This window comes from Adlercreutzia muris, assembly GCF_041223505.1.
Taxonomy (GTDB): domain Bacteria; phylum Actinomycetota; class Coriobacteriia; order Coriobacteriales; family Eggerthellaceae; genus Adlercreutzia; species Adlercreutzia muris.
In genome coordinates, this window is sequence record NZ_JBCLQK010000006.1 from 154,553 (window position 1) to 175,797 (window position 21,245).

18 protein-coding genes are annotated in these 21,245 nt (G+C 67.3%); 17 read left to right on the forward strand and 1 reads right to left on the reverse strand.

Annotated elements, in window-relative coordinates; translation table 11 throughout:
- The 15 genes from AAK988_RS07285 (at position 1) to smc (ending at position 16,950) form a co-directional block, all read left to right on the forward strand.
- Positions 1 to 816 carry a histidinol-phosphatase HisJ family protein gene (locus AAK988_RS07285; protein WP_135971590.1) on the forward strand — a complete coding sequence of 272 codons (816 nt, stop codon included), beginning with the start codon at positions 1 to 3 and terminating at the stop codon, positions 814 to 816.
- 51 nt (positions 817 to 867) lie between these two features.
- The gene (locus AAK988_RS07290; RefSeq protein WP_321194246.1) at positions 868 to 1,788 is read left to right on the forward strand and encodes a Nif3-like dinuclear metal center hexameric protein; all 921 of its coding nucleotides are present in this window, start codon (positions 868 to 870) and stop codon (positions 1,786 to 1,788) included.
- A gap of 100 nt (positions 1,789 to 1,888) precedes the next feature.
- Complete coding sequence (locus tag AAK988_RS07295) at positions 1,889 to 2,608, forward strand: zinc ribbon domain-containing protein (RefSeq protein ID WP_135971589.1); 720 nt, start codon at positions 1,889 to 1,891, stop codon at positions 2,606 to 2,608.
- A gap of 87 nt (positions 2,609 to 2,695) precedes the next feature.
- Complete coding sequence (gene rpmB / locus AAK988_RS07300; RefSeq protein WP_016308562.1) at positions 2,696 to 2,887, forward strand: 50S ribosomal protein L28; 192 nt, start codon at positions 2,696 to 2,698, stop codon at positions 2,885 to 2,887.
- Positions 2,888 to 3,112: 225 nt separating this feature from the next.
- Entirely contained in the window at positions 3,113 to 3,460 is a 348-nt protein-coding gene (locus AAK988_RS07305; RefSeq protein WP_016308563.1) for an Asp23/Gls24 family envelope stress response protein, read from the forward strand.
- Positions 3,461 to 3,531: 71 nt separating this feature from the next.
- Positions 3,532 to 5,163, forward strand: a complete 1,632-nt coding sequence (locus AAK988_RS07310) for a DAK2 domain-containing protein (RefSeq protein ID WP_369872525.1) — start codon at positions 3,532 to 3,534, stop codon at positions 5,161 to 5,163.
- Positions 5,164 to 5,341: 178 nt separating this feature from the next.
- Positions 5,342 to 7,534: an ATP-dependent DNA helicase RecG gene (locus AAK988_RS07315; protein WP_135971488.1), complete on the forward strand. Its 2,193-nt coding sequence runs from the start codon at positions 5,342 to 5,344 to the stop codon at positions 7,532 to 7,534.
- Positions 7,535 to 7,536: 2 nt separating this feature from the next.
- Positions 7,537 to 8,130, forward strand: coding sequence for a 16S rRNA (guanine(966)-N(2))-methyltransferase RsmD (gene rsmD, locus AAK988_RS07320; protein ID WP_135971489.1), 594 nt, complete (start codon positions 7,537 to 7,539; stop codon positions 8,128 to 8,130).
- Between the two features lie 166 nt (positions 8,131 to 8,296).
- Complete coding sequence (locus AAK988_RS07325; protein WP_135971490.1) at positions 8,297 to 8,767, forward strand: ATP synthase subunit B family protein; 471 nt, start codon at positions 8,297 to 8,299, stop codon at positions 8,765 to 8,767.
- 71 nt (positions 8,768 to 8,838) lie between these two features.
- Positions 8,839 to 9,390, forward strand: coding sequence for a YceD family protein (locus AAK988_RS07330; RefSeq protein ID WP_135971491.1), 552 nt, complete (start codon positions 8,839 to 8,841; stop codon positions 9,388 to 9,390).
- A 76-nt stretch (positions 9,391 to 9,466) separates the two neighbouring features.
- The gene (locus AAK988_RS07335) at positions 9,467 to 10,834 is read left to right on the forward strand and encodes an NCS2 family permease (RefSeq protein ID WP_369880565.1); all 1,368 of its coding nucleotides are present in this window, start codon (positions 9,467 to 9,469) and stop codon (positions 10,832 to 10,834) included.
- A 148-nt stretch (positions 10,835 to 10,982) separates the two neighbouring features.
- Positions 10,983 to 11,162, forward strand: a complete 180-nt coding sequence (gene rpmF, locus AAK988_RS07340) for a 50S ribosomal protein L32 (RefSeq protein ID WP_135971493.1) — start codon at positions 10,983 to 10,985, stop codon at positions 11,160 to 11,162.
- Between the two features lie 197 nt (positions 11,163 to 11,359).
- On the forward strand, positions 11,360 to 12,505 hold the full coding sequence (plsX, locus tag AAK988_RS07345; RefSeq protein ID WP_369880566.1) for a phosphate acyltransferase PlsX: 1,146 nt from the start codon (positions 11,360 to 11,362) through the stop codon (positions 12,503 to 12,505).
- On the forward strand, positions 12,502 to 13,374 hold the full coding sequence (gene rnc, locus AAK988_RS07350) for a ribonuclease III (RefSeq protein ID WP_135971453.1): 873 nt from the start codon (positions 12,502 to 12,504) through the stop codon (positions 13,372 to 13,374). Before plsX ends, rnc begins: the two co-directional genes overlap by 4 nt.
- 6 nt (positions 13,375 to 13,380) lie before the next feature.
- The gene (gene smc, locus AAK988_RS07355; protein WP_369880568.1) at positions 13,381 to 16,950 is read left to right on the forward strand and encodes a chromosome segregation protein SMC; all 3,570 of its coding nucleotides are present in this window, start codon (positions 13,381 to 13,383) and stop codon (positions 16,948 to 16,950) included.
- An 89-nt stretch (positions 16,951 to 17,039) separates the two neighbouring features.
- On the opposite strand, the gene AAK988_RS07360 is transcribed toward smc, so the two are convergent.
- A complete protein-coding gene (locus AAK988_RS07360) occupies positions 17,040 to 17,657 on the reverse strand; it encodes a hypothetical protein (RefSeq protein ID WP_369880569.1) in 618 nt (205 codons plus the stop codon).
- Between the two features lie 118 nt (positions 17,658 to 17,775).
- On the opposite strand from AAK988_RS07360, the gene AAK988_RS07365 reads away from it, so the two are divergent.
- Together AAK988_RS07365 and AAK988_RS07370 are read left to right on the forward strand one after the other, a co-directional pair.
- Positions 17,776 to 18,279, forward strand: a complete 504-nt coding sequence (locus AAK988_RS07365; RefSeq protein WP_369880570.1) for a hypothetical protein — start codon at positions 17,776 to 17,778, stop codon at positions 18,277 to 18,279.
- A gap of 318 nt (positions 18,280 to 18,597) precedes the next feature.
- Positions 18,598 to 21,243, forward strand: coding sequence for a molybdopterin-dependent oxidoreductase (locus tag AAK988_RS07370; protein ID WP_160347109.1), 2,646 nt, complete (start codon positions 18,598 to 18,600; stop codon positions 21,241 to 21,243).
- The last annotated feature ends 2 nt before the right edge of the window (positions 21,244 to 21,245 follow it).

Below are 21,245 nucleotides of genomic sequence, written 5' to 3' on the forward strand. Positions count from 1 at the left end.
ATGGAACTCGTCAACACCCACTGCCACTGCGTGTACTCCGGCCACGGTGCCGGTTCTGTGGCGGAATATGCCGACGCCGCAGCTGCCGCCGGCCTGACCACGCTTGCCTTCACCGAGCACTTCCCGCTGTCGGGCGTCTTCGATCCCGACCGCTACCTCTCCATGACCGAGGAGAACCTGCCGCGCTACTTGGCCGAGATCGAGGCCGCCCGCGCCGCCCATCCCTCGGTGGAGTTCATCGTGGGCACCGAGATGGATTACCTGGGGGATTTGGAGGACCGCGCCTTGGACGAGGCGGCCCTGGCTCCCTTCGTCTTCAAACTCGGCAGCGTGCACTTCATCGACGGCTGGGCCTTCGACGACCCGGCCCAGCGCTCCCGCTGGGAAGAGCCCGGCGCCCCCGATGCCATCTGGCGGCGCTACGGCGAGCTGTGGTGCGAGGCTGCCGCGAATCGAACGAACCCCTACGACGCCATGAGCCATCCCGATCTGGCGAAGAAGTTCGGCTTCTACCCGACCTTCGATCTGGGGCCCTTCTACGAGGCCATGGCCGAGGCGGCCCGGGCCGGCGAGCGCATGGTGGAGGTGAACACGTCGGGGGCCTATTACGCCTGCGCCGAGATGTTCCCGGCCCCGGCCCTGCTGGCGGCGTTTCGCCGGGCCGGCGTGCCCTGTACCGTGGGCTGCGACTCCCACGATCCGGCCAACGTGGCCCGCGACATCCGCCGTGCCTACGACCTCATGTACGAGGCGGGCTATAGAAGCGTTACCGTCCCGACAGCCACGGGGGACCGCCGAAGTATTACCATCGAATGAGGAAATCGGCGCTGTGGGCGCCGGTGACGACGACGAAGGAAGCTGATCGCTATGGGTCTGTTCAACAAGGGGGAGCGCGGCAGCGCTCCGATGAAGCGGGACGCCCTGTCCCGCCGCGGCTCGGCCGAGCTGGCGCGCAAGTCGTTCTCAATGACCGTGGGCGCCCTGGAGAAGGCGCTCCTGAAGGAGTTTCCCGCCGAGGACGCCGAGGGCTGGGACCGCACGGGGCTGCTCGTGGGGGAGCGGGCCCTGCCCGTGGCCCGGGTGGCCGTGGCCCTCGATCCCACGGTGCGGGCCATCGAGGAGGCGGCTGCGGCGGGGGCCAACGTGCTCGTCACCCATCACCCGGCCTTCCTCGCCGCCCCCGACGCCTTCGCTCCCGAGCCTTCCGTGGCGGCAAGCCCCGGGGCCGGGGTGTGGGCGGCCATCCGCCACCAGGTGGCCCTCATGGACTTCCATACGGCCTTGGACGTGAGCCCCCAGGCCGCCCGGGTGCTGCCGGGCATGCTGGGCCTGAAGTTCACGGGGAAGGTAGCCGAGCCTGCGGGCGCGTCGCGCCGGGCCGGCTACGGCCAGATCTGCGAGGTGCCCGCCAACGGGGAGGCTCCGGAGACTCTGGGGCGCCTTGCGGCCCGCTGCACGGCGGTGTTCGGCCGCGCCCCACGGGTGTGGGGCGACGGCGCCGCGCCGGTGCGCCGGGCGGTCACCTGCACCGGCTCGGCGGGCGACACGGGGGCTGCGGCCCTGGCGGCCGGCGCCGACGCCATCGTCTGCGGCGAGATGAAGTACCACGCCGCTCTGGAGCTCTCTCAAGCGGGGCTCGCCGTCATCGAGCTGGGCCACGATGCCAGCGAGCTGCCCCTCGTGGCGGTGCTCGCCGAGGCCCTTGACCGGGCCGGCGTGCCTGATCACGCCATCGTTCTCATCGACCAGTCCGAGAATTGGTGGTATCCCGAGGCCGTGCGCGTCTAGCAGCTCGCCGAACTCCATAGAATTTTTCCGTCGCCCCCTCCCACGGAGGGGGTTTTCGCCTATCATGGGTACATTCACCGGACGACGAAGGAGACGTGCCATGGACGCCACACGGGAAGATATCGAGGGCCTGTTCGAGTTGCAGCGCATCGATCTGGAGATCATGCGCCTCACCAAGGAACTCGACGAGCTTCCCCAGCGGGCCATCATCATGGCCGCCCGCGACAAGAAGGCCGAGATCCAGGCCAAGGGCGAGAAGGTGGCCGAGCTGAAGCGGGCCACCATGAAGAGGGTCACCCGCATCGACGACGAGGATGCCTCCCTGGCCAAGAAGGAGGCCGGCGTCCAGGCGGCCATCGACGCGGCCCACGGCGACTTCCGCAACGTGGAGGCCCGTACCAAGGAGCTGGCCGGCATCGTGCGCCGGCGCGGCACCATTGCCGAGGATCGCGCTGCCATCCAGGCCGAGCTCGACAAGATCGGCGCCATGGAGGCCCAGATCGCCTTGGCCGTCGAGGAGATAAGCGCCAAGGAGCAGCAGGCCATCGACTCCTTCCAGAAGCAGGGGGGCGAGCTGAAGCTGGCCATCGCCAAGCTGGAGGCGGCCCGCGGCCCGGTGGAGGCCAAGGTGGACGACGATCTGGCCCGCGCTTACGATCGCATCGTTGCCCGTTCCGGCGGCGTGGCCATCGGCGTGCTCGATGACAGCCGCTGCGGTGTGTGCCGCATGCCCATCGAGAGCGGCCGCCTCATCGACCTGCGCAGCCAGGCGCCGCTCGGCATCTGCCCTGCGTGCAAGCGCCTTTTGGTGATCGCGTAAATTTCTCTTGTAACAGCCGGTAGGGCTGTGGTATATTAACAAGGCTGTGTCTTAAACAAGTAATTTGGTTTAACGGAGTTGATAGCAATGTCGAAGGTTTGCGAAGTTTGCGGTAAGCACCCCGTCGCTGGTCGTAGCATCAGCCACTCCCATCGTGTGAGCAACCGCATGTTCCGTCCGAACATCCAGAAGATCACCATCCGCGACGCGAAGGGCCATGTCCGCCGCGCCAACGTGTGCACCTCCTGCATGAAGGCCGGAAAGGTCGAGCGCGCTTAAGCTCTCTTCCCGAAGTGCTCGAAGCTCGAAAGCCCGCCTCGCGGGCTTTTCGCGTCTTGCCTGCGAAGATCCCGTGCAAAGCCCGTCTTGCGGGCTTTTTCCGTTTGGGCCCCAGGTTTGTGGATTATGCCCGACGGTCAACCGCGGGTAACCTTCGCGCCATCTTCCATGCGCTATACTTTTCCCGTTAAGCTCAGGAATAACTCAGAGGAAAGGACGCCTCCCATGAGTTCTGCGATTTCCGGCAATCTGCACGTCGCCAACGATGTGCTCGCCGATCTGGTCGGCAATGCCGCCATGGAGTGCTACGGCGTAGTGGGCGTGTGCGCCCCCAACGCCGCCGACGGCATCGCCAAGATTCTGCCCGCCAGCCGCCTGCGCCGCGGGGTGGTGGTGAACAGCCTCGACGAGGGCGTGCACGTGGACCTCTACATCATCGTGGAGTACGGCACCAACATCGCCACGGTGTCGCGCAACCTGATCGACCAGGTCAGCTTCGCGCTCAAGGAGTACGCACGGGTGCCGCTGGCTGGCGTGGACGTGCACGTCATGGATGTCAAGGTGCGCCGCTAGGCCCCGTCGAGCTGGGTGCCGGGAACCGTCCGTTCCACCGCGCCGCCCTCATGAAGGAGAAACAACCTCTCATGTCTACTACCTATTCTTCCAATAACATCTTGAACGCCGTGGCCGCCGCCGCCAAGTCCCTCGAGGAGCGCAAGGAAGAGGTCAACCGCCTCAACGTGTTCCCCGTGCCCGACGGCGACACCGGCACCAACATGTCGCTCACCATCCAGAGCGTCGTGTCCAATGCCGCCAGCCTGCCCATCGGCGCCACGGGCGCCGAGATCCGCAAGGCCATCACCACCGGCGCCCTCATGGGGGCCCGCGGCAATTCCGGCGTCATCACCTCTCAGATCCTGCGCGGCCTGTGCGAGGGCGCCCAAGGAGCCGAGGCCTTCAACGCCGCTACCGTGGCCGCCGCCTTCGCCAAGGCTGTGGAGGTGGCCTTCCAGGCCGTGCGCAAGCCGGTGGAGGGCACCATCCTCACGGTGCTGCGCGATGCGGCCGCCGCGGCCAAGAACGCCGCCGAGGAGGAGCTGGAGACCGATGCCGCCCTCGATGCCATTGTGGCCGAGGCCTATGCCTCGGTGCAGCGCACTCCCGACCTGCTGCCCGTGCTCAAGGAGCACGGCGTGGTGGATGCCGGCGGCTTCGGCCTGGCCATCCTCTTCGACGCCTTCGCCGCCGCTCTGTTGGGGCGGGCGGGCACCATGGTCGACGAGCTGTCCTTCGCCCGCGGGGCCCACCCGAAGGTGGAGATCGAGCAGGTGAACGATTGGGAGGGCTCCCAGTACCGCTACTGCAACGAGTTCCTCGTGGACTCCGACAGCCTCGATCGCGAGGCGGCCTTGGAATTCCTCGGCACCATGGGCGACTGCGAGCTGTGCGTGGGCGACGTGCCGAAGTTCAAGGTGCACGTGCACTCCGACCACCCGGACAAGGTGCTGGCCTACTTCCTGAACCACGGCCAGATCTCCGAGGTGTTCATCCACAACATGCAGATGCAGTCCGCCGAGCGTACCGAGAAGCTGGCCGCCGAGGAGGAGGCCGAGCGCAGGCCCGTGGGCTTTGTGGCCGTGGCCGCCGGCGAGGGCAACGCCGCTATTCTGAGGAGCCTCGGGGTCGATGTGGTCGTCTCGGGCGGTCAGACCATGAACCCCTCCACCAAGGACCTGCTGGACGCCGTCGGCGCCGTGAACGCCGAGGCCGTCATCATCTTGCCGAACAACTCCAACATCATCATGGCCGCGAACTCCGCCGCCGAGCTGTCCGATACCCCCTGCGCCGTGGTGCCCACCAAGTCGGTGCCCCAGGCCTTCTCGGCCCTGTTCTGCGTCGACCAGGACGCCTCCCTCGAGACCAACGTGGAAGAGATGGCCGCAGCGGCCGCCGCGGTGAAGACCGGCGAGGTCACCTGGGCCACCCGCGACTCCAAGGATGCCGCGGGCAACCCCATTGCCGAGGGCGACGTCATCGGCATTGCCGACGGCTCCATCGAGGCCGTGGACTCCACCATCGAGGGAGCGGTGCTCACCCTGCTGGAAAAGATGGAGGCCGATGAGGCCGACACCTGCACCATCCTGGCCGGCGAGGGCTATTCCGACGAGGATCTGGAGGCCCTGGTCGAATCCGTGGAAGAGGCCTACGAAGATCTGGAGGTGGACGCCCAGCGCGGCGAGCAGCCTTTGTACCCGATTGTCTTTTCTGTCGAATAGAGCTCTCGTTTTATTCGACCTTGACGCTGCGGTTCCGACAGGTACCCGGCCTTGCGCTTCAAGGCTTGCCCTCGCGCAACGAAGTGCGCTCAGCCGCTTTTCAACGCAATGCCAGGCACCTGTCGAAACCTCGCTGATTTTCTCGGGCGCGTCCCTTCGGCAAAACGAAAAAAGGGGAATGGATTTGCCCATCGACCGTGAAAAAGCAACGCTGGCGTTGGACGGGCCCGTCAATCGGGTCCGTTTGGTCAGTCCTGCCCGGGCGAAGGCCTTAGAGAAGCTAGGTATTCGCACGGTGCGCGATCTGGTGACCCACTTCCCCCGATCCTATATCGACTTGTCGAGCGTGGAGAGCTGCGCGAGCGCCCGTATCGGCGAGACGTGCACCATTCGCGGCACCGTGCACGAGATCAAGCTGAAGAAGCCCCGTTACAACCTGAAGCTCGTGGAGATTGCCCTGGTGGACGGCACGGGTATCATTGTGGTGACTGCTTTTCGCCAGCCGTGGCTCATGGACCAGATCAAGGCCGGGGATGCGGTGGCCGTATCGGGCAAGGTGACCTTCGACTACGGCTACAAGCGCATGACCAACCCCTTCATCGAGGTGATCGGGGGAGGGGAGGGGCCGGCCCTGACCGGCACCGTGGTGCCGGTGCACCCGGCCACCGAGAAGCTTTCGGCCGCGTGGGTGCGCCGCATCGTGGCCAACGGCCTGGAGGAGATCCGGGGCGTCTTCGACCCGCTGCCTCTGGGGCTGCGCCTGCGCTATCGCCTCATGGGGCGGCAGGCCGCCCTGGCCGCCATCCATTTCCCGGCCACGCCGGCCGAGGCCGACGAGGCCCGGCGCCGGCTCGTCTACGAGGAGCTGCTGTATCTGGAGCTCTTCCTCATGCAGGAGGGGGCCGAGCGAGCCCGGGACCGCGAGGCCGTGGCCCATATCGTGGACGGTCCCCGTGTGGCGGCCTTTGCCGGGGCGCTGCCCTTCGTCCTCACCGGCGAGCAGGAACGGGCGCGGGACGATATCTTGGGGGTGCTCGCCGCGCCGACGGCGGCCAACCATATGCTTCTGGGCGACGTGGGCACGGGCAAGACCGTCGTGGCCGGCTTCGCCCTGGCCGCAGCCGCCGACAGCGGCTGCCAGGCCATGCTCCTGGCTCCCACCGAGGTGCTGGCCCGCCAGCATGCCGAGGGGCTCGGCGCCCTCCTCGAGGCAGCGGGCGTGGGTTGCGCCCTGCTCACGGGCTCGACTGCGGCCCCGGAACGCGCCTCCATCACCGAGCGCTTCGCCGCCGGCGAGCTTGATGTGCTCATCGGCACCCACGCCCTGCTGTCCGACGACGTGCGGCCGGCCCGGCTGTCCCTGGCCGTCATCGACGAGCAGCAGCGCTTCGGCGTGGACCAGAGGGCGAAACTGTTGGCCAAGGGGGAGGCCCCCGATGCCCTCTACCTCACGGCCACCCCCATCCCGCGCACGTTGGCCCTGGCCCTCTACGGCAATCTCACCCTGTCCTACATCAAGCACCGGCCCCACGACGCCGTCTTGCGCACCACCCGCGTGCTGCCGCGGGAGCTCCAGGGCGAGGCGCTGGACGCGGCCCGGGCGGCCCTGGAGCGGGGCGAGCAGGTCTACGTGGTGTGCCCGCTCGTGGGCAAGGGCACCGAGGAGCGCGACGGGAAGGCCGCCGGCAAAAGGCCCGACGCCGATGCGGCGGGGGAGGAGTACCATCCGGCCGTGGCCATCGAGGGGGAGGCCGACTTCGCCGACGACGATGTGACCGCCGCCACCCGGGAGGCCGAGGTGCTCCAGAAGACCACCTTCCCCGATTTCACCGTGGCCCTGCTCCACGGCGCCATGGGCACCGAGGCGAAGCGGGAGGTGATGGAGCGGTTCCGCGACGGGGCGGTGGACGTGCTCGTGGCCACCACGGTCATCGAGGTGGGCGTGGACGTGCCCAACGCCACGGTGATGATCGTACAGGATGCCGATCGCTTCGGCCTGGCCCAGCTCCACCAGCTGCGGGGCCGCGTGGGCCGCGGCACCAAGGCGGCCGAGGTGTTCCTCGTCTCCGCCTCCACCCGGGAGGAGTCCCTCGCGCGCCTGGCGGCCATGGAGACCACCGATGACGGCTTCGAGCTGGCCGCCTTCGACCTGTCCCTGCGCCGCGAGGGCGACATCCTCGGCAACCGCCAGCACGGAGCCAGCGGGCTCAAGCTCGTGAACATCATGCGGGACGGCGCCATCATCGAGGCGGCCCACGCCGACGCGGCGGCCCTGCTGGATATCGATCCCAACTTGGAGGAGCCCGACCACCGGGCCCTCGCCCGGGAAGTGCGCATCGCGTTTTCCGGGGAAGTGGTGGCAGGAGGCTGAACATGCGCATTATTGCGGGGGAATTTCGGGGGCGGCGGCTGGAGGCGCCCAAGGGCCAGGGCACGCGTCCGACGACGGACCGGGTGCGGGAATCGCTCATGAGCGCCCTGAACTCGGCCCGGGGCGGCTTCGAGGATGCGGTGGTGCTTGATGCCTTCGCCGGCTCGGGGGGCCTGGGAATGGAGTCGCTCTCCCGCGGGGCCGCGGCGGCCGTCTTCTGCGAGCAGGGCCGCGAGGCCGCCTCGGTCATCGAGCGCAACCTGCGCACCTTGGGGCTCGGCCGCGAACGGGCGCGCCTCGTGCGCGGCGACGTGCTCAAGCGGCTGCCGATGCCGATGGCCGACGGCCCCTTCGACCTGGTGTTCCTGGATCCGCCCTACGCCCTGGCTCCCTCTGAGGTGCTCGGGTTCATGGGCCGTTTGCGGGAAGCGGGCCTTCTGGCCCCGGCCGCCATCGTCAGCTACGAGCACGACGGCGCCGACGACGATACCGTGGAGGCCCTGGCCGCCGAGCGGAGCTGGCGCGTCTTCTCCCATCGCCGCTTCGGCGACACGGCCATCGACCTCATGGAGTCTATTGCGGCGGCGGACGCCTAAAAGGCCGTCGGAGCACATCATGGAGCGTTTGTGCACGGGGTGACCGTTGTATTACATAGCTTCTCCATCATGTTAGAATAGAAAAACTCATCATGGATGGATTGCGTGCAGAGGCCGTGAGCGCAAGCGCTGGCCGGAGCCGTGGCATAGTCAGGAAGGAACATCAATGGACGAAACCGGAGTGTTGGGGCTGCTCGAGGAGCTCTCGATTCTGCTCGAGGACGCCAAGCCCGTTTTCGGCAAGAGCAACCTGCGCCAGGTGGACATTGCCGCTGCCTTCGACATCATGGACGAGATCCGCGATTTGTTCCCCGCTGAGTTCTCCCAGGCCCGTCAGATCGTGCGCGAGCGCCAGAGCCTTCTGGACGATGCCGAGGTGGAGGCCAATCGCATGATCGAGGACGCCCGCAGCCAGGCCATCACCATCGCCAGCGAGCAGGAGATCGTGCGCATCTCCCAGCAGCAGGCCGATACCATCCTGGCCGATGCCCGCGAGCTGGAGCGCCAGACCCGCGCCGGCGCCGAGGACTATGCCGATGAGGTGTTCGGCCATATCGAGCAGAGCCTCGATACGCTGCTGAACAACACGCGCCGCTGCCGCGACCGCCTGAACGCCACCTCGCTCAACGCGCGGTAGCCGCAGGTCCACAGAAGTTTCGGGGGCGCACCGGGAAGGTGCGCCCTTTTGTTTGGAAGGAAGGTGCCCCTATGGCGAGAACCGAGAATCCCGCGATCATTCATATTCCCGATGAGCTGTTCGAGACTGCCGAGAGCCGTCACTTCGAGGGGGAGCTGTCCCTGGCCGAGCTGGCCGCCGGCCCCGATACCTACCGCTTCGACGGCCCGGTGTCCTGGGCCGTGGACGTCACCAACACCGGCGAGGCCCTGCTCGTCATGGGGCAGGCCAGCGCCCGGGCGCTCACGGGCTGCGCCCGTTGCCTGGAGGACGTGCCCTACGATCTGGAAGGCGATATCGAGGGCTACTTCCTCGCTGCGGGCGACCGCATCGAGGCTCCCGAGGATCTGGAGGGCGACGAGTTCGAGGTGCTCTCCGAGAGCCATGCCATCGACCTGGTGCCTCTTGTAGAGCAGGCGCTGCTGCTGGAGCTGCCCCTCGTGCCCCTGTGCGACGACGACTGCCGGGGCCTGTGTCCCCGCTGCGGCGCGAATCTGAACGAGGGGCCCTGCCAGTGCGACGACGGCCCCGTGGGGGAGGACAACCCCTTCGCGGCCTTGAAGGACTTCAAGTTCGACGCTTAGGCAAGCTGTTACCTTGCCGTTTCGCGTCGTTGCGTCATAATAGCGCCGTAGTGTTTTTCCGCGAGAAAGAGAGCCCATGGAGCAGTTCTTCGAGCGCACCTTCAAGTTGAGGGAGCACGGCACCACGGTGAAAACGGAAGCGATGGCCGGCACCATCACCTTCTTGTCCATGGTGTACATCCTGGCCGTCAACCCCTCCATCCTGTCCGCATCGGGCATGGAGCCGGGGGCGGTGTTCACGGCCACAGCCATCTCGGCGGCCTTCGCCACCCTGTTCATGGCCTTCTACGCGAACTACCCCATCGCCCTGGCCAGCGGCATGGGCCTGAATGCCTACTTCGCCTACTCGGTCTGCGTGCCCATGGCCGAGCAGGGCATCCAGGATCCCTGGACCATCGCGCTGACGGCCGTGCTCGTGGAGGGCATCATCTTCATTCTGCTCACCCTCTGCAAGTTCCGCGAGGCCCTCGTGAATGATGTGCCCGAGAACCTGAAGATGGGCATCGCCGCCGGCATCGGCCTGTTCATTGCCCTGGTGGGCTTGGCCAATGCCGGGGTCGTGGTGGACAACCCCTCTACGCTGATCGACTTGGGCTCCTTCGCCACGCCTCAGGTGGCCCTGTCGGTCATCGGCCTGGTGGCCGTGGCCGTCATGTACAGCTACCGGGTGCCCGGCTACATCCTGTGGGGCATTCTCGGCACTTGGCTGCTCGGCATCGTCGCCCAGCTCATCGGCTGGTACGAGGTGGATCCGGCCGCAGGCGCGTACTCGCTCATTCCGAGCTTCGCCGAGGGCATCAACCTCCAGGCTCCCTATCTGTTCGCCTTCGACTTCGACTTCGCCCTGAGCCACATCGTCGACTTCGCGGTCATCGTGTTCGCATTCCTGTTCGTCGACCTGTTCGACACGGCCGGCACCCTCATCGGCGTGGCCAGCAAGGGCGGGCTGCTCGACAAGGAGGGGCGCCTGCCCCGGGCCAAGGAGGCCCTCATGGCTGATGCGGTGGGTACCGTGGTGGGCGCCTGCGTGGGCACCTCCACCACGACGAGCTACGTGGAGAGCAGCGCCGGCGTGGCCGCGGGCGGCCGCACGGGCCTCACGGCCCTCGTGACCGGCCTGCTGTTCATCGCGGCGCTGGTGCTCTCGCCGATCTTTCTGGCCATCCCCAGCTTCGCCACCATGCCGGCGCTCGTGTGGGTGGGCCTGCTCATGATGTCCTCGGTCACCAAGATGGACTTCTCCGAGGATGCGGCCGGGGCCGTCGGCGGCTTTTTGGCCATCATCATGATGCCCTTTACCTACTCCATCGCCAACGGCATCATGTTCGGCATTCTGGCCTTCGTCGTCGTGCGCATCTGCCAGGGCCGCGCCAAGGACGTCCACTGGGTCATGTGGATCGCCGCCGCCCTGTTCCTGCTGCGCATTGCGACGCTGGTGATCTAGGGAATTTGGAAAACCCGTGCCGTTGGCGAAATCGGGATATATTCCCCCTTGCGACGGCGGTGCGGGTTTGATAACATACCAGATCGTGCGTTTACACAAGAGGTTGTGAACGGCACCTGTCGTTCCAGCTATAGAAGGAGTAATCGAGATGGCAGTACCTAAGCGCAAAATGGGCCGTGCCCGCACCCATGCCCGTCGCAGCACCAACGACAAGATTTCGATGCCCGCCCGTTCCGTGTGCCCGCAGTGCGGCGAAGTGAAGCTTCCCCACCGCGTGTGCGGCAACTGCGGCTTCTATCGCGACCGCGAGGTCATCGAAGTCGATTAGTTCTCACGCTGTTGACGGTCACGGAAGGTGCCTGCGCCCTTCCGTGATGTCGGCAAAGCCTCCTCGCATGCCAAGCTGAAAGAGCCTGGTTTGCCAGGGGGCTTTTTGACTATAGGTCGCCGCGCCTCCGATCGTGCCCACGGCTTGCGCGGGTAGGATCGGGGACGCAACGTCCGCGTTTAGCAAGGAGTATATTCGTGGCTGAATCTGTAACCATCGCCGTGGACGTCATGGGGGGCGATCTCGGGCCCTCTGTGGTGCTCGCTGGCGCGTCCCAGGCGCTCCAGGCCGATCCCGACCTGCACCTCGTGCTCGTGGGCCCCGCCGGGGAGGTGGAACCCTTCGCCGCCGCCCACGATCGCGTGAGCGCCGTGGTCGCCACCGAGGTCATCGCCATGGCCGAGCACCCGGCCAATGCCGTGCGCGCCAAGAAGGACTCGTCCATCGTGGTGGGCTGCCGTCTCGTGAAAGAGGGCGCGGCCGCCGGCTTCTTCTCCGCCGGCTCCACCGGGGCCTGCCTGGCCGCCGCCACCTTGGTGGTGGGCCGCGTGAAGGGCGTGAAGCGCCCGGCCCTGGGCCAGGTGCTGCCGGCCTACCAGCGCCCCTGCCTGCTCATCGACGTGGGGGCCAACGCCGACTGCAAGCCGGAGTATCTCGTGCAGTTCGCCCAGATGGGCGCCGTGTACATGGAGGCCATCATGGGGGTGGAAAGCCCGCGGGTGGGGCTTTTGAACATCGGCTCGGAGGACACCAAGGGCAACGAGTTCGCCCAGAAGGCCCACGGGCTGCTGGCCGCCTCGGTGCCCCAGTTCGCAGGCAATTGCGAGGGGGGCGATCTTATGGCCGGTGCCTTCGACGTGGTGGTTTGCGACGGATTTACCGGCAACGTGTGCCTGAAGACCATCGAGGGCACGGCAAAGACCCTGTTCAAGTACGTGAAGGACGCCCTTATGGGCTCGCTGCCCTCGAAGCTGGGGGCCCTGCTCGTGAAGGGGAACCTCTCCGCGCTCAAGGTCAAGCTCTCGCCGGACACCTACGGCGGTGCGCCCCTGCTCGGCGTGAAGGGGGCCGTCATCGTGGGCCACGGATCCTCCAACGCCACCGCCATTAAGAACGGCATCGCTGTGGCCGCCGCTGCGGTGCGGGCCGATGTGGCCGGCGTCATCGCTGCCACCGTGGGTCGCGCGGAGAAGGCGGCAGAGGCAGCCGTTGCAGTCGAAGGCGCTGCCGCGGCCGATGGCACTGCCCCGGCCGTTGGCGACACTGCCGCTGCCGACGCCGCTGCCGCTGCTGGGACGCCTGCGGGCGGGGAAGGGGAGGCTGCGGCCTCGGATGCGCGATGAGCCTGACCGACGAGCAGCAGACCAAGTTGGCCCGGGCCCAGGAGATCCTGGGGTACGAGTTCGACAACACCCAGTACCTCCTGTCCGCCATCACCCATCCTTCCGCCACCGAGGGGCGCTCGGTGAAGTTCTCCTACGAGCGCCTCGAGTTCCTCGGCGATTCCATTCTGGGGGCGCTCGTGGCCAACGAGGCCTTCCACCGTTTCCCCGATCTGGACGAGGGGGGCCTCACGCGCATCAAGGTGGCCCTCGTGTCCGGGGCGAGCCTGTCCGGGGTGGCCGAGAAGCTCGGCTTCGCTGACATCATCGTGTTCGGCTCCTCGGAGACCGGCACCGGCCGGCGCGGCCTGCACTCGGCGCTGGAGAACGTCTACGAGGCCGTGGTGGCCGCCCTGTACCTCGACGGCGGCGTGGATGTGGCCGGCGCCTTTGTGGAGCGTACGCTCATTCCGAAGATGTCGCTGTCCCTGGCCCGCGAGCCGGAGAACCCCAAGAGCGCCCTGCAGGAGAAGCTCCAGGAGGGCGGCATCACCCCCACCTACAGGCTCGTGGAGACCCAAGGGCCGCCCCACGACCGCACCTTCGTCGCCCAGGTGTACGCCGGTGACAAGGGCCTTGCCCAGGGCGTGGGCCGCACGAAGAAGGAAGCCGAGAGCCAGGCGGCCAAATCCACCTTGGCCCGGCTCTCGGAGTTCTTCGGCATTGGGCTGACGGGCGAGCAGCAGGCCGAGCGCGCCGAGAAGGCCGCCGCCGAGAAGGCGGCCCGGGCCGAGGAGAAGGCGGCCAAGGTGGCCGCCCGCGCCGCCGAGAAGGCCGCCCGGGCCGAGGAGAAGGCCGCGAGCCGCGCCGCCAAGAGGAAGCAGGACTAGGCGCCCATGTATCTGAAATCACTCGTTCTGAAGGGCTTCAAGTCCTTCGCCGACCGCAGCGTGCTGTCCATGGAGCCGGGCATCACGGCCATCGTGGGCCCCAACGGCTCCGGCAAGTCGAACATCTCCGATGCCGTTCTGTGGGTACTCGGCGAGCGCAACGCCAAGAACCTGCGCGGCCAGGCTATGGAAGACGTTATCTTCGCCGGCTCCTCGGGGCGCGGCGGGGCGGGCCTGGCCGAGGTGGATCTCGTGCTGGACAACTCCGACGGCACGCTGCCGGTGGACTACGACGAGGTGGCCATCACCCGGCGCATGTACCGCAACGGCGAGAGCGAGTACCTCATCAACGGCACCGTGGCCCGGCGCATGGATGTGCTGGACATCCTGCACGACTCGGGCCTGGGCACCGGCACCCATTCCATTATCTCCCAGGGGTCGCTCGATTCCATCCTCCAGAGCAAGCCGGAGGACCGCCGCGCGCTCATCGAGGAGGCCGCAGGCGTGCTCAAGCACAAGCAGCGCAAGGCCAAGAGCGAGCGCAAGCTGGCCAATATGGACCAGCACCTCCTGCGGGCCCGCGACGTGGTGGGGGAGGTGGCCCGGCAGCTGGGACCTTTGGAGCGCAAGGCGAAGAAGGCCCGCACCTACCAGGAGCTGGCGGTGCAGCAGGCCGATCTGTCGCTGCGCATCGCCGTGGACGACCTGCGGCAGCTCCAGGGCCAGTGGGATGCCGCCCAGGCTCGCGAGGCGGAGCTGGCGGCGCAGATGGAAGAGCGCCGAGGAGCCATCGAGGCGGCTGAGGCTGAGGTGGAGGCCCTGCAGGAGCGCATGCGCCAGGAGACCTTGGACGCCGGCGATCTGTCGCGGCGCCACCGGGCGGCGGCTGCGGCTGTGGAGCGCTTCGATTCCACCACCATGATGCTGCGCGAACGGCGGCGCGCGGCGCTGGCCCGCGCCGCCGAGCTGGAGCTTTCCCAGGAGGCGAACCGCGTGAAGGCCGACGAGGCCGCCGCCGAGCTGGCCCGCGCCACGGCGCTGTTCGACGAGGCCGCCGGCGAGCGCGAGGCGGCCGAGAAGAAGGTGTCGGACCTGGACTGCGTCTACCGCGATCTGGGCAGCCGCCGCGGGACGCTCGAGCGGGAGCTGTCGGCCATCGCGAAGGACAACGAGAAGATGTCCGGGGCCATCGAGGTGGCCCGGCGCAAGCACGCCGAGAACACCGAGGCCCTCACCCACGGTTTGGCCCACGTGCAGGTGATCGAGAGCCACGCCGCCGAACTTTCCCTGGAGCTCTCCCGCGTGCAGGCCGAGGCCGAGGAGGCCGCTGCCGTCGCAACCGAGGCCGACGGGGCGCTCTCCGCACTCGTGGCCGACGAATCGGCGGCTCGTCAGGCTGTCGGCGCCGCCGTGCAGTCGCGCGACGCGGCCCGGGCCGCCCTCGACGAGGCGCGGGACACCCACCGCGCGCTCACGGTGGAGATCTCCACGCTCGAGGAGGTGGAGCGCACGAGTGCCGCCTCGGCCGGCGAGGCTCGGGCGTGGCTTGTGGAGCACGGCCACGAGGTGGCGGGTATCGGCGAGCCGCTCTCCCACGTCGTCCAGGCAGCACCGGGCTTCGAGGGGCTTGTGGAGACGCTGCTCGGCGCCGATGTGACCACGCTGCTCGTTGAGGACGCGGCCGTGGTGGAGGCCGTGGCGGCCCGGTTGGCCGAGGCCGGCGCCGAGGGCGAGGTGGCCTTCCTGCTGCGCGACGATGCCCAGCGTCCGGGTGCCCGGGCCGAGGGCTGGCGCGCCCCGGCTGGCACCGAGGGCACCCCGCTTGTCACCAAGCTCTCCTTTCCCGAGGCAGACCGGGCGGCGGTGGAGGCGCTTCTGGGCGATGTGGTGGTGTGCCCGAGCCTGGATACGGCGCTTGCGGCCCACACCTCCGACACGCTGGCCCTGCGCTTCGTGACCGGCGACGGATCGGTGGTCTGGCCCTCCGGCAAGGTGTCGGTGGGCGGCTCGGTGGTGGACGAGGGCACGGGCGCTTTGGCCCGGCACCGCCGCCTGGAGAGCCTGCGCGTCCAGCTTAAGACCGCCGAGGAGGCCGTGGCCAAGGCCGAGGAGGCCCACCGTCTGGCCGAGGAGGCCCTGCGCCATGCCCAGGCTACCAGCTTGGAGCTCTCTCAGTCGCTCGCGGCCCTGCGCGGCCGCGCCGAGGCCGCCCGCGCCGCTGCCGATGCGGCGGCCGAGAAGCTGACGGCCTGCCGGCGCGAGCTGGAAGGCGTGGAGCGCCAGCGCGCCGAGGCCGAGGCGGTCATCTCCAAGGCCCGCCCCAACGTGGAATCATTCGAGGCCCAGATTGCCGAGCTGGAGGGGAAGATGGCTGCGGCCAAGGAGCGCACAGCGGCGCTTCAGGAGGAGCTTGCGCCTCTGCGGCGCGAGGCCCATCGCACCTCCGACGCTCTTTCCGAGGCGAAACTCGCCGCCGCCACGCTCGTGGAGCGGGTGACCTACGCCGAGCGCGTGCGCGATGCCCGCGCCCGCGACCTGGAATCGCTTGCCGTCGCTTCGGCCGAGGCGGCTTCCCTTCTGCAGGTGAAGACGGTGTCCGCCGCGCGCCTGGAGCCGCTGCTCGCCTTGTTCGACGAGCTGGTGGCCGCCGCGCAGCGCTGGACGCGCACCCTGGAGGAGCAGACCGCCGCAGCCCAGGATTCCTCTACGGGCCTGCACGCGTCGGTGACCGAGGCGCGAGGGCGCGCCCACGAGGCCCACGCGGCTTTCGACGCCGTGACCGAGCGCTTGAGCGAGGCCCGGGTGCAGAAGGGCCGCCTGGAGCTGCAGGTTGAGGCGGCGGTGAACCACATCGCCCAGGACTGCAAGACGCCGCTGGAGGCGGCGCTGGCACTACCGCCCTTGGAGGGGCGGGCCGAGGTGGAGGACGAGCTGTTCAAGATCAACCGCCGCATCGCCAACTTGGGCACCATCAACCCCGACGCCGCCGAGGAGTACGATGCGCTGAAGGTGCGCTACGACTACCTGGCCGGCCAGCTGGACGACCTCGATCAGGCCCGCAAGTCCCTCGCGAAGATCAACCGCGTCATCGGCCAGCGCATGAAGGACGACTTCATCCGCACCTACGAGACGGTGGACGCGAGCTTCCAGGAAATCTTCGCCACGCTGTTCCCCGGCGGCAAGGCGAACCTGTCGCTCGTGGATCCGGACGATCTGGAGAACACCGGCGTGGAGGTGAACGCTCAGCCCAAGGGCAAGCGCATCGCGAAGATGATGCTGCTCTCCGGCGGCGAGAAGTCGCTCACGGCGCTGGCGCTCCTGTTCGCGGTGTACCGCACGCGCTCGACCCCGTTCTACATCCTGGACGAGGTGGAGGCGGCCCTCGACGACACGAACCTGCGCCGCCTGGCCGCCTACATCAACAGCCTGCGCGAGGACACCCAGCTCATCATGATCACGCACCAGCGCCGCACCATGGAGATGGCCGACACCCTGTTCGGCGTGTCAATGCAGGGCGACGGCGTGACCAAGGTCATCAGCCAGAAGCTCGACCAGGCCTTGAAGCTCGCGGAGTAGACTCTGATTTTGCGGACGCGGCCCGGGATATCCCGGGCCGTTTCTCGTGGAGGGCCGTGAAGACGGTGCGTTTGCCGGCGGCTTCTCCTCTAGGTCAGCTCGTCGATGATGAGCTGGAACAGATTTACGGCCTCGGGGCACTCGTACACCTTATTGCGGCGCCCGCGGCTCATCTGGACTACGATTCCGGCCTTCTCCAAAGCGCCGGTGATTTTGGCTACAGTGGGGAAGCTCGCGCCGATGTCCGCAGCGAGAGTGGAGACCGAGAAGACGGGGCTTCCGACGAGTGCGATGAGCAGGCGATGCACCGTGTCGGTGGCCCGTGAGCCGTTTGCGGCCAAAATCTGCTCCCAGCGCTCCACCATCTGGTTGGCCAGCGTGTAGGCGAGCTGCTCCACCTCGAAGGCGTTCTGGGAGGCGCGCGCGGTGTGGTACACCCAGTCGTCTACCATCTGCATTTCGCTCATGTCGTTGCCGAACCGGTAGGGTTGCAGCACTTCGGCATGGGCGCGCCGCGCGAGCGCCGGAGTGATGGCAATGGGCGGCATGATATGCTTGATGAGTCCGGCTTGTCGCCAGATGCCCACGATGAGCGCGCGGCTGATCTGATCGTTGTCCACGGGAAACATCTTGGTGGCTTCCAACTGATAGTACATGAGCGCCACCTTGGCCGACGGCCCCAACTTCGACTCGTTTAAGAAGGCCACCAGATCCTGCAGGTAGGCCGGCAGCTCCAGGGGGGAGGGCGGTCGGTAGGTAGGCTCCGTCCGCTCCGTCGCGGCGTTGGTCGGGCATCCAGTTGCGCAGACCGGCGGGCACGCCCGGATGGAAGGTCAGGCTGATGGCGTGCTGCAGGGCGAGAATATGGCCGGGGGTGATGGGGTCGGGCATGGCGCCGCGCAGCGATTTGAGCGCGAGGGTCTCCATGCGGTGGGCGCACAGCGAGGCCGCCATCGCGTCGCGGTCGTCATCGTTGATGCCGAGGGCGACCGTGCGCGCCCGTTCCGGCACGTTTCCCTCAGCCATGCCTCCGCTGTTCTGCAGAAAGTCGAGGCAGCAGCACAGCCGGTAGTCGGCGCGGCCGCCATTGAGGAGGGTGACGAACATGCCGTCCATACGGGCGAGCGCGCGGGAGAGCGACGCTCGGAAGGGCGATGTGCCGATGAGACAGTCGCATCGGGAGGCGATCATCTCGAAGCGCGAAATGGCGCCCAGGGTCTCGTCGCTGAGGATGATCTTGCGGTCCATGAGTCGGAAGGGCTCGTAGACAGGTGCCACCGACTGACTGTAGTCCTCGCCGCCGTCCGGCTGGAAGAGCGCTTGCTCTAGGCGGGTGAGGTCGGCAGGCAGTGCCTCCCTCTTGAACGATGTCTGCAGCTTCACGGAAATGCCCCCCCATCCCATCCGATGACGACCCATCATAGCGCGCATCAGTTGCGCGGGTTATCGGCTGCGCAGTCCATATTAACGATTCGCTCGATTTTGAAAATAAGAACCTGCTCCATATTGTACAGGCGTCATTCTCGTTGAATACCGCGAAAAACATCTCGGCGGCTAGCGGACGGCCTGCCCATAATGGCGCCAGCGAGCGGAGCGGGCAGAATCTGCACCGCTCGAGAAAAGGCATTGAGAGAGGAGACGGATCCAATGGAGCACGAGACGATGCAGCGGGAGGGGCGCCCTGCCTCCATCACCCGCCGCAGCCTGCTGAAATGGACGGGACTCGCCACCGTGGGCACTGCGGCCCTCGGGACCACGGCCTGCGCCGGGTTCAACGAGACCGACTTGGCCGACACCGGCACTAAGGAGGATGCCAGCACCTGGGTTCCCTGCAGCTGCTGGGCCGACTGCGGCTCGAAGGGCTTCAACAAGGCCCTTGTGAAGAACGGCGAGGTGGTGCGCATGGGCACCGACCAGTCCCACACCGACACCCCCGACTGCCCCCAGATGCGTGCCTGCGCCCGCGGCCGATCGCTGCGCGGCATGATCTTCGGCGCCGACCGCATCAAGTACCCCATGAAGCGCAAGAACTGGCAGCCGGGCGGCGGCGAGAACGCCCACGGCGAGCTGCGCGGCCGCGATGAGTGGGAGCGTATCAGTTGGGACGAGGCCCTCGACCTCATCGCCGGCGAGATCAAGCGCGTCATGGACACCTACGGCAACGAGGGCATCTTGCTGCCGGGCGGTGTGCCCCAGCGTTTGGGAGACTTCGACATCGGCCGCATGATGTACCTCATGGGCGGCTGCCTCGAGCAGAACGGCGCCGTCTCCTCGGGCGCCTGGACCGAGATGGCCAAGCTCATCGGTCTGACTGAGGACACCAACGACCGCATGGATCTGCGCACGAGCGAGCTCATCGTGCTGTGGGCCTCCAACCCGGCGTGGAGCCGCGCGGGCCTGCCCACCTACGATTACATGCAGTGCAAGGCGGCCGGCACCAAGTTCATCTCCGTGGACGTGTTCTACAATCCCACGGCCCGCGCGCTGACCGACGAGTTCATCGCCGTGCGCCCCGGCACCGACACCGCCATGCTGCTGGGCATGGCCCATGTGCTGCTCACCCAGGACGATCCTGAGAAGAACCCGCTCATCGACTGGGATTTCCTCGACCGCTGCACCATCGGCTTCGATGCCGACCACATGCCCGCCGGCGCCGATCCGAAGGACAACTTCGCCGATTACGTGCTCGGTACCTACGACGGGCAGCCGAAGGACCCCGCTTGGGCCTCCGAGATCTGCGGCGCCCCGGCCGAGGCCATCGAGAAGCTGGCCCTGGAGATCGCCCGCACCGAGCGCTGCGCCCTCATTATGTCGCCGGCTCCGGCGCGAACCGGCTCCGGCGCCCAGCTCTGCCAGGCGCTGCTCTCCTTCGGCGCCATGGCCGGCATCATCGGAAAGCCCGGCTGCTGCGCCGCCTCCGACTGCGGTCATGCCTGGATGCAGGGCGGCTGGAAGCAGCTGCACGAGGGCGGCACCTACCTGGGCTGCTTCCTGAAGGACACCGTGGCCGGCCCCGAGTACATCGAGAACCCGCTGTCCTATAAGAAGGTGAACGTCAACCAGATGTGGACTTCCATCGTGAACGAGGAGGAGTACATCGGCGTCGACGGCAACCGCTACGAGAACCCGGCCCATCTTATCTACGACCGTCACGAGAACTTCTTGAACCAAGGTCCCGCCACTATGCTCGGCATCGAAGCCTACCGCAAGATGGACACGGTCATCGCGCAGAACCTGGTCATGACCACTACGTGCAAGTATGCCGACATCGTGCTGCCCATCTCCAGCATGTGGGAGCGCTACGGCATCTTCGAGCAGGCCTATCGCGAGCAGCTCATCTGGACGAGCCAGGTGGTTGAACCGCTGTTCGAGTGCCGCAGCGATATGGACGTGGCCCTCGCCCTGGCCGACCGTCTGGGCGTCGACAAGGAGGCTCTGTGCCCCGAGGCTGACGCACAGGCCGTGTTCAACACCGTGGCCGCCGCCAAGGTGCTCAACGAGGACAACGAGACTTGGGACAATCTGGTTACCATCACCGAGGACGACCTGGCGACGCTCGGCGTCGAGGGTACGCCCCAGGAGGGCCGGGTGCCGATCCTCGACTTCAAGCGCGATGGCATCTACACCATCGAGCGTACCCCCGATGACGGCCGCAACTTCGTTCCCTTCCAGGCCTTCCGCGAGGACCCCGAGGCCAATGCCCTGAAGACGGAGTCGGGCAAGCTGGAGATCTACTGCCGCGCCGCGTCCGAGAAGGTGCACGGTTGGGGTTTCGCCGAGCTCGATCCCATCTGCAAGTACGTGCCGCCCACCGAGGGCTATGAGGAGACCTTCGCCGATTGGGAGACGAAGGAGAAGGGCGAGTACCCCTTCCAGATCCTGAGCCTGCACATCCTGCGCCACTCGCACTCCACCTTCGCCAACGTGCCGAACCTGCGTGAGGCCTTCGATCACCCGCTGTACATGAATCCGCTCGACGCCGAGGGCGTGGGCGTTCAGACGGGCGAGACGGTGCTCATCACGTCGAAGTGGGGCCGTTGCCTGCGCCCGGTGCTCGTGACCGAGACCATGATGCCCGGCGTGCTTGGCATGGGCCAGGGCGCCTGGGTCGAAATCGACGAGGAGACCGGCATCGACAAGGCCGGCTGCATGAACGTGTTGTGCGGTCCGAACGTGACCACCACCGGCTTCCAGTCGTGGAATACCTGCATCTGCAACGTGGAGAAGTGGGACGGCGAGGAGCTTGTGCCCGACTACCTGTGGGATGCGCGCGAAGTCTTCAAGGAGGAGTAGAT